Source organism: Solihabitans fulvus, from assembly GCF_008386585.1.
Lineage (GTDB): Bacteria > Actinomycetota > Actinomycetes > Mycobacteriales > Pseudonocardiaceae > Solihabitans > Solihabitans fulvus.
In genome coordinates, this window is the sequence record NZ_VUOB01000327.1 from 1 (window position 1) to 477 (window position 477).

The window sequence follows — 477 nt, forward strand, 5'->3', positions numbered from 1 at the left end:
GCCTTCTTGGTGCGCACTTTTTTCGCAGCCGCTTTAGGGATATTTTTCTTGCCGAAGGTACCAGCACGTGCAGCCTTCACCTTCAAGCTCTTGAATACGGCAGTCCTGGCACGGTTCCTCTTAACTCGTGCAGCTGTTAACTTGAACCTATCGTAATCTGTCATCTGTGCGCGCTTCTCTTTGTTCGCTAACTTCTGGGCCCATTGACTTTCTGTCCATTTTTCATTGAGTTTAGCATCTGTCCACGCTTTCCTCACAAGACGAGTAGGGGCTGTGAACGCGTATTTGAGGCGGAATTTTGTGAGATGGAGTTGGTTTAAGCGGATCTGTTGCCTAGGTACTCCACTGCCGGGTCCATCAACCAGTGCCCGAGTTTGGTCAATAACGTCTACCACGCTCACTAACTTTCCCTTTAAGGGACCGTCGGCTACCAGGGCGACACGCCCTGGTTCTACGTACCGTGCAAAAGGCATGACG

The 477-nt window shown here is 50.9% G+C and carries 1 protein-coding gene; it reads right to left on the reverse strand.

Translation table 11 applies throughout. The features are described from left to right. Positions 1-401: 60S ribosomal protein L14 (locus F0L68_RS45970; protein ID WP_188317147.1), on the reverse strand; the 401-nt coding region annotated here is incomplete at its 3' end. Between the last annotated feature and the right edge of the window lie 76 nt (positions 402-477).